This window comes from Streptomyces sp. ATLC9, from assembly GCF_057196705.1.
On the sequence record NZ_JBXUOY010000034.1, the window covers coordinates 22,971 to 29,124 of the forward strand.

Below are 6,154 nucleotides of genomic sequence, written 5' to 3' on the forward strand. Positions count from 1 at the left end.
CCCCGGTCTCCGCCGCCTCCGGCGCGACGGCCCCGCCCGGCTCCGTCCGAACCCGCCGGGCGGGGCCGGCTCCCTCACCCCGGAGCCGGTGTCCGATCCGGGCTCAGCCCGTGTGGTGGTCCCGCTGGAAGAGCGCGGCGTGCTCCAGCACGTCCTCCATCGGGTCGTCGATCTGCCCGGTGGAGATCAGCGCGACGGTCGGCCCGTTGTGCGACCCGCGGTGCGTCTCGTCGGCCCACGCCGACGCGGCACCACCCGGCAGCGCGACCGCCATCACGGCCGCCCCCGCCGCCACCACGCACCCGCGCGTCGTCAGGTTCCGCCTCACCGTGCTTCTCCCCTCGTTCCTCATCCGCTCACGGCCGTCCGCCGTGCATATCTGCCGGTGAGCGGAAAAGTTACGAACGGACTGTGGATCTGTCCTACGGCGTCCAGCGGCGCGCCCCGTCGCACGCCCCCGGGCGTGCGGGGCGGGCGCGGGCGGGGCGGGACGCGGGGCCCGTTCGGCTCTCACGGCCGCCGGCCCGCGCGCCGGCCCCGGGCGAACGCCGTCGCCCCGGCGCCGAGCCGTTGGAGGGTGAGCGGACGGCCGGGGTGTGACCGGGCTTGCCGGTGGCTTCTTCCGGGAAGAACGCGAGGGGAAAGTGCGGGGGAAGGAGCGGAATTCTGTATTCCACACCAGGCGATGCCGGTGATGTTGGCGGGATTCCGTCGGGCACCCTCGTGCGGCGACTCATCGATGTGCTGCACTGGCTGTCGGTTTAAGGGGGAGGCGGGGTGGATATGCGCCTGATGACGGCCGTGCGGGTGGGAACGTCTGTCGTCTCGGGCGTGCTGATCGGCCTGTGGGTGAACCTCTTCACCGACCAGCTCTCGGAGCACGGCTACTTGACCGCCTCGATAGGGTTGGGGTGGGGCAATTTCCCGCTGTTCCTCGGGATTGCCTCCCTGGCGGTCGGTGAGGGCTTCGTGCGGAGGCAGCAGATGCTTGAGCGGGACGATTTCGTGCAGCGCTACGAGTTGCTGCGGCTGCGGCAGCGGCGAATCCTGGAAAGCACCCTGCGGATCATGTGCGAGCTCGTCTCCAGGACGTTGCAGGTGACCTGCAACGCCAGGTACTTCGTGGCCGAGCGGGACGAGGACGGCCGCCACTACCTCAGGCAGGACCGTGATCTGGCGGTGCTGAACATCAGCATGCCGCGCGAGTACGGGTTCACCCGCGTCTACGTCGACACTCCTCATATCGTGAGCGGCCAGGCGTACCGGGAGCGCGTTCCGCTCTACCAGGAGCTTCCGGTGGACCACAGCAATCTGTACGACCCGGATGTGAGCCGCATGATCGAGCCGCAGCAGAGGTGGGTGCTGGCATGCCCGGTACTCCGGCTCGACGCGGCCACCAACAGTCACGTCCACGGCCGGACACCGCACGGCGTCATCGTCTTCTACGGCACCGAGGTCCCGTCCGGCCCCGGTGTCGCCGACCGTGTCCGGGACAGCCTCGACTACACACAGCAGTTCGCCGAACAGATGTCGCACATTCTCAACATGCTGGAGCTTTCTACCGCATCGGAGATGGCCGGTGAAGGAGATACCGCAGGAGCTGCCTAGATCGGTCTGCTTACGGGTGACGCGCAGATGCAATGTCGCCTGCGCCTTCTGCCAGGCACCGCCCACCAGCAGAAGTGAGCTGTCCGTGCGGGAGATCGGCGAGATCTCCCGTTTTTTCGCGTCCGGTGGCGCCCGGTCGGCGAAACTCGCGGGAGGTGAGCCGACAGTCCGGGAGGATCTGCCCGAGATCATCGCCGCGGTCGCCGGCGCCGGGCTCAGGCCCGTGGTCACCACCAACGGATTCGCCGTGTCCGCCCGCACCCTGGATGCCTGCGCGGAGTACGCGGGTGAGTTCAAGTTCAGTATCCACCGGCCGTCCGCCGAAAACGACCGGGTGCTCCGCCGGAAATCCTTCGGTGATATCGAGAGAAACCTCGCGGAGGTGGTGCGCAGGGAAATCGGATTATCGATTAATTCAGTGGTGACTCCGGGCGGCCTGGGTCTCATGGAGGAAATGGCGGGTTTCTCTTGTGAACGGGGCGCACGAAAGATAAGTTTCATACCCGTGGTGTCCCGGGGGCGTGCCAACGGAAAGCAGGAGTTCTCGTTCCGTTCCGGGGAACTGGACGAGGTGCTCCGCCGTGTGCGGGAACTGGCGCAGACGTACCGAGGGCGTATGGACGTGCGCTGTATCGACATCAGATCCCGGGACTACTGGATCGTGGAGAACGACGGGTCGCTGTGGATCGAGCGAGCCACCGAGGACGCCGACGTGCGTATCTGCGGAAAGGAATCCCTGATGTCCACCTGTAGCACGCGCCCCGGGGAGGCGGGATGACGGCCCGGGAGATCGACGAGGGGATGCTGAGGTGCCTGCGGCTGGCCCGTGGGGCGGCGCTCTCCGGAAACTACGGGCTGGGGGCGGTGGTGATCCGGGACGGCGTGATCCTCGGGGAATCGGGCAGCGGACTCGTCCAGGGTCACGACCCGACCGCGCACCCGGAGGTGCAGGCCATCCGCCGGGCGGCCGAGCGGGTCGGCTCGCGCTACCTCACCGGCGCCTTCCTGCTGACGACGCTGGAGCCGTGTCCGATGTGCACCGCCGCCGCGATCTGGGCCAGGATGCGCGGCATCGCCTTCGGCGCCACTCAGGAGGACGCCCGGAACTGGGCGGTCGAGCACCCCGACGCGACGTTCACCTGGCGGCAGATCGACCTCCGTGCCCGCGATGTGGTCCGGTCCGGGCACCCGCGGCTGGAGGTGCACGAGGGGGTCCGCCGGGACGAATGCCTGGAACTCTTCCCCCTCACCGCCCGGCAGGCCGCCCGGCAGGCCCCCGTGGGCGGTGCGGCGGGGCGCCGCTGAGGCGGGTGGTCCCGGACGTGTGTGAGCGGCCCGCCCCGGGCGGGGCGGGCCGTGGTGCGTGCGGACGGGCGCCGGGTGTGCCGGTCAGCTCGGCCAGTGGGTCCAGCTGGAGCAGCCCACGTGGTCCTCGCAGACCCGGAACTGCTTGATGCGGGAGTTGTAACTCGCCCACGGGCCCCAGTTCCCGTCCGCGCCGTTGCCGTCCCACTGGGAGACGTGGGCGCCGTTGGCCAGGTAGGCGTCGGCGTAGACGCCGTTGCCGTCGCGCTCGCCGTCGTAGGCGCGCATCGCGTAGGCGGTCGCCTGGGCGGCGTCGCTGCCGTGGTAGCGCGTCACGGCCGCCGACGCGGACGTGGCGGTGGTGAGGGCCAGCAGGAACGCGCCGCCGAGCACGGCGGCCGTACGTGCGGCCCTCCTCGTGGTCCCGGTCGTCCTGGTCATGTTTCCCCCTTGCGGTCGGTGCGGTTCACACGGGCCGGGCAGCCCGCTCCTCCGAGTCTGGTAAGGGGATGTGTCGACTTCTCGCTTTTGGTCGTGAACAACGCGAAAGGGGCATCGGGGGAACACGGTTGCGGACGCCTGAGGGGGAGCGGCTATGCGCGGGCGCAGTCGCGGCAGGCGCGGGCGGAGGAGGCCACCACGGTGTGGAGCACCGTGGCGAGGACGCCCGCGAGCGCGACCGCCGGCCAGTTCTCCGACAGGGGGGAGGAGACGGCGAGGGTGAGCGCGGAAACGCCCAGGCAGACGCCGGCCGTCGTGCCGGTCCAGGCGGTCGCCCGGGGGAGCCGGTGCGGGGTGGGCAGCCGCCGGGCGAGGGGGCCGGTGGCTGCCAGCACGGCGGCCGCGAGCAGCGCGGCGACGGCCGCGAACCCGGCCAGGGGGAACGCCAGCAGGCGGGCGAACCCGGGCAGTTGGCCGCCGTGCCCGGTGGCCAGGAACAGGTACCAGCAGACGGCCGGCAGCGGTGCGGCCAGGGCGACGGCCCGGGCGGTGTGACGGACCTGGGCGACGGTCAGCTCCCGCTGACAGGAGGGCGCCACCTCCGCCACGGTGCCGAACTCGCGGACGGCCCGCCGCACGGCGGGCCCGTGGGGCAGCCCCCCGGCGGCGTACGCGGCCACCGTCTCGGCGAGGCCGTCGCGCATCTCCGCCACCAGCCGGGCCCTGGCGCGGGCCGGACCGCGCAGGGCGGAGGCCAGGGCCTCGGCGTACTCGTCGGCGTACCCCCCCGCGGGGTCCTCGGCGCGTCCCCCGGCGGGGCCGGGCCGCCGTCCGGGGCCGCTCATCCGGCATGCCCGGGGCGCGGGGCGGGGTCCAGGACGGAGCCGATCGCCGCCGTGAACGACTGCCAGGCCGACCGCTCGTCGGCCAGGGCGCGCCGCCCGGCGTCGGTGAGCTCGTAGCGGCGCCGCCTCCGCTCACCGGTGGAGTCCCAGCTGCTGCGCAGCAGTCCGGTGCGCTCCAGGCGGTTCAGCGCGGGATAGACCGTGCCGGTGCGCAGTTCGAGCGCGCCCGCGCTGCGCCGCTGCACGGCGGTGATGATCGCGTACCCGTGCAGCGGTCCCGGCTCCAGCACGGCCAGCAGCAGCCCGTCCAGATGTCCGCGTACGGCGTCGGCCTTCATGAGTAGGCAGCCTACACAACAGACATGTAGGCGTGCTATATGTTGGCAACCAACATATCTGCCATCGGGGTGAGGAGACCGCGGTGACCAAGGTGCTGCTGTCCGTGCACGTCCTGGCGGCGATCGTGGTGATCGGCCCGATCACCGTCGCCGCCTCCCTCTTCCCGCGCCACGCGCGGCAGGCCGCCGCTTCCGGAGCCGCTTCCGGGGAGCCGGGGGAGGGGCGGGACGCTTCGATCGCCGCGTTCCTGCACCGGATCTGCCGGGGCTACGCCGTCGCCGGTATCGCCGTACCGGTCTTCGGGATCGCCACGGGCGCGCGGCTCGGCGTCCTCACCGACGCCTGGCTGCTCGCCTCGCTCCTCCTGACCGCGATCGCCGCGGCCGTCCTGGTCCTGGCGATCGTGCCCGGCCAGCGGCGGATGCTCCGGTCGCCGGGCGGTGAGAGGGCGTGTACGGCGGCGGCCAACGGGGAGACACGCTCGGCGGCGGCCCGGCTGTCCATGCTCACCGGCGCCTTCAACCTGCTGTGGGCGGTCGTCGTCGTCCTGATGATCGTCCGCCCCGGCTCCACCACGGGGGTGTGAGAGCCGTGCGCACCCTGCGGATCGCCGCCGGCGCCGAGGCCGCCACCCTGGCCGTGCTGCTGGCCAACCTGCTCACCGTCCACGCGCGGCCGGTCACCTCGCTCGCCGGCCCGCTGCACGGCACCGCGTACCTGGTCGTCATCGCCGCCGTCCGGCAGGCCACGGCCGCCGCCGGCCCGCGGTGGTACGCCCTCGTCCCCGGTGTCGGCGGCCTGCTCGCCCTGCGCCGCCTCCGCGAGACCCCCGCTCCACCCACGACATCCGGCATCCAGGAGGGATGACATGACGGACTCCTACGAGGAACTGCCCCTGCCGCGCACCGCGCTGGCGCTGGAGGCCCTTCGCCACGCGAAGCGGACCGAGCACCCGGCGATCTTCAACCACAGCCTGAGGACCTACCTCCACGGGCGTGCCTTTGGCGAGCGGCGCGGCCTGCTGCCCGGCCGCGACTACGACGACGAACTGCTGTTCCTGGGCTGCGTCCTGCACGACGCCGGGCTCACTCAGGAGGGCGACGGCGACCAGTCCTTCGACCTCGACGGCGCCGATCTGGCCGCCCGCTTCCTCACCGAGCGCGGGATGCCCGCCGACCGGGTCGAGGTCGTCTGGGACGCGATCGCCCTCCACCTCCACCACGACCTCGCGATGCGCAAGCGCCCGGAGATCGCCCTGGTGACGGCGGGGGCCGCGCTGGACCTCGGCATCGACGACCCGAGCGTCCTCCCGCCCGGCCACGCCGACCGCGTCCACGCCGCGCTGCCCCGTCTGCACACGGCGGCCGTCCTCCACGACGCGATCGTCGGCCAGGCCCTCGCCAAACCGCACAAGGCCCCGCCGTTCGGCCTGCCCGGCGAACTCGTCCGCCGGGCGACGGGCGCGGTCTGGCCCACCTGGGAGGAGATGGACCGGACCGCCGGCTGGAACGACTACGACGGCTACCGGCCGGGGAGCTGAGCGCCGGGGCGGCCCGGGCGGGGGCGTCCCCGGGGGGCCCCGGGGCCTCCGGGCCACCCGGCTGGTGGGCGTGGGG

10 protein-coding genes are annotated in these 6,154 nt (G+C 72.4%); 6 read left to right on the forward strand and 4 right to left on the reverse strand.

Features of this window, described 5'->3' with window-relative positions; all coding sequences use genetic code 11:
- Positions 1-103 precede the first annotated feature (103 nt).
- Positions 104-352, reverse strand: coding sequence for a hypothetical protein (locus AC2CJA_RS06230; protein WP_484601648.1), 249 nt, complete (start codon positions 350-352; stop codon positions 104-106).
- A gap of 425 nt (positions 353-777) precedes the next feature.
- Here AC2CJA_RS06230 and AC2CJA_RS06235 point away from each other — a divergent pair, with 425 nt between their 5' ends.
- Genes AC2CJA_RS06235 through AC2CJA_RS06245 form a run of 3 tightly spaced genes read left to right on the forward strand, consistent with a single transcriptional unit; the run spans position 778 to position 2,913 of the window.
- A complete protein-coding gene (locus tag AC2CJA_RS06235; RefSeq protein WP_484601649.1) occupies positions 778-1,608 on the forward strand; it encodes a hypothetical protein in 831 nt (276 codons plus the stop codon).
- Between the two features lie 16 nt (positions 1,609-1,624).
- Positions 1,625-2,386, forward strand: coding sequence for a radical SAM protein (locus tag AC2CJA_RS06240; RefSeq protein ID WP_484601659.1), 762 nt, complete (start codon positions 1,625-1,627; stop codon positions 2,384-2,386).
- Complete coding sequence (locus tag AC2CJA_RS06245) at positions 2,383-2,913, forward strand: nucleoside deaminase (protein ID WP_484601650.1); 531 nt, start codon at positions 2,383-2,385, stop codon at positions 2,911-2,913. The genes AC2CJA_RS06240 and AC2CJA_RS06245 overlap by 4 nt, the downstream gene beginning before the upstream one ends.
- Positions 2,914-2,997: 84 nt before the next feature.
- Here AC2CJA_RS06245 and AC2CJA_RS06250 read toward each other — a convergent pair whose 3' ends face one another.
- The 3 genes from AC2CJA_RS06250 to AC2CJA_RS06260 form a co-directional block, all read right to left on the reverse strand.
- The gene (locus tag AC2CJA_RS06250) at positions 2,998-3,354 is read right to left on the reverse strand and encodes a hypothetical protein (RefSeq protein ID WP_484601651.1); all 357 of its coding nucleotides are present in this window, start codon (positions 3,352-3,354) and stop codon (positions 2,998-3,000) included.
- A 152-nt stretch (positions 3,355-3,506) separates the two neighbouring features.
- Entirely contained in the window at positions 3,507-4,199 is a 693-nt protein-coding gene (locus tag AC2CJA_RS06255) for a permease prefix domain 1-containing protein (protein ID WP_484601652.1), read from the reverse strand.
- Positions 4,196-4,537: a PadR family transcriptional regulator gene (locus tag AC2CJA_RS06260; RefSeq protein ID WP_484601653.1), complete on the reverse strand. Its 342-nt coding sequence runs from the start codon at positions 4,535-4,537 to the stop codon at positions 4,196-4,198. The genes AC2CJA_RS06255 and AC2CJA_RS06260 overlap by 4 nt, the downstream gene beginning before the upstream one ends.
- 83 nt (positions 4,538-4,620) lie before the next feature.
- Between AC2CJA_RS06260 and AC2CJA_RS06265 the strand changes: the two genes are divergently transcribed.
- From AC2CJA_RS06265 to AC2CJA_RS06275, 3 genes are read left to right on the forward strand one after another with little or no spacing between them, the layout of a single operon-like run.
- A complete protein-coding gene (locus tag AC2CJA_RS06265) occupies positions 4,621-5,124 on the forward strand; it encodes a hypothetical protein (RefSeq protein ID WP_484601654.1) in 504 nt (167 codons plus the stop codon).
- Entirely contained in the window at positions 5,121-5,405 is a 285-nt protein-coding gene (locus AC2CJA_RS06270; protein WP_484601655.1) for a hypothetical protein, read from the forward strand. The genes AC2CJA_RS06265 and AC2CJA_RS06270 overlap by 4 nt, the downstream gene beginning before the upstream one ends.
- Before the next feature lies 1 nt (position 5,406).
- Positions 5,407-6,078, forward strand: a complete 672-nt coding sequence (locus tag AC2CJA_RS06275) for an HD domain-containing protein (protein ID WP_484601656.1) — start codon at positions 5,407-5,409, stop codon at positions 6,076-6,078.
- Positions 6,079-6,154 lie beyond the last annotated feature (76 nt).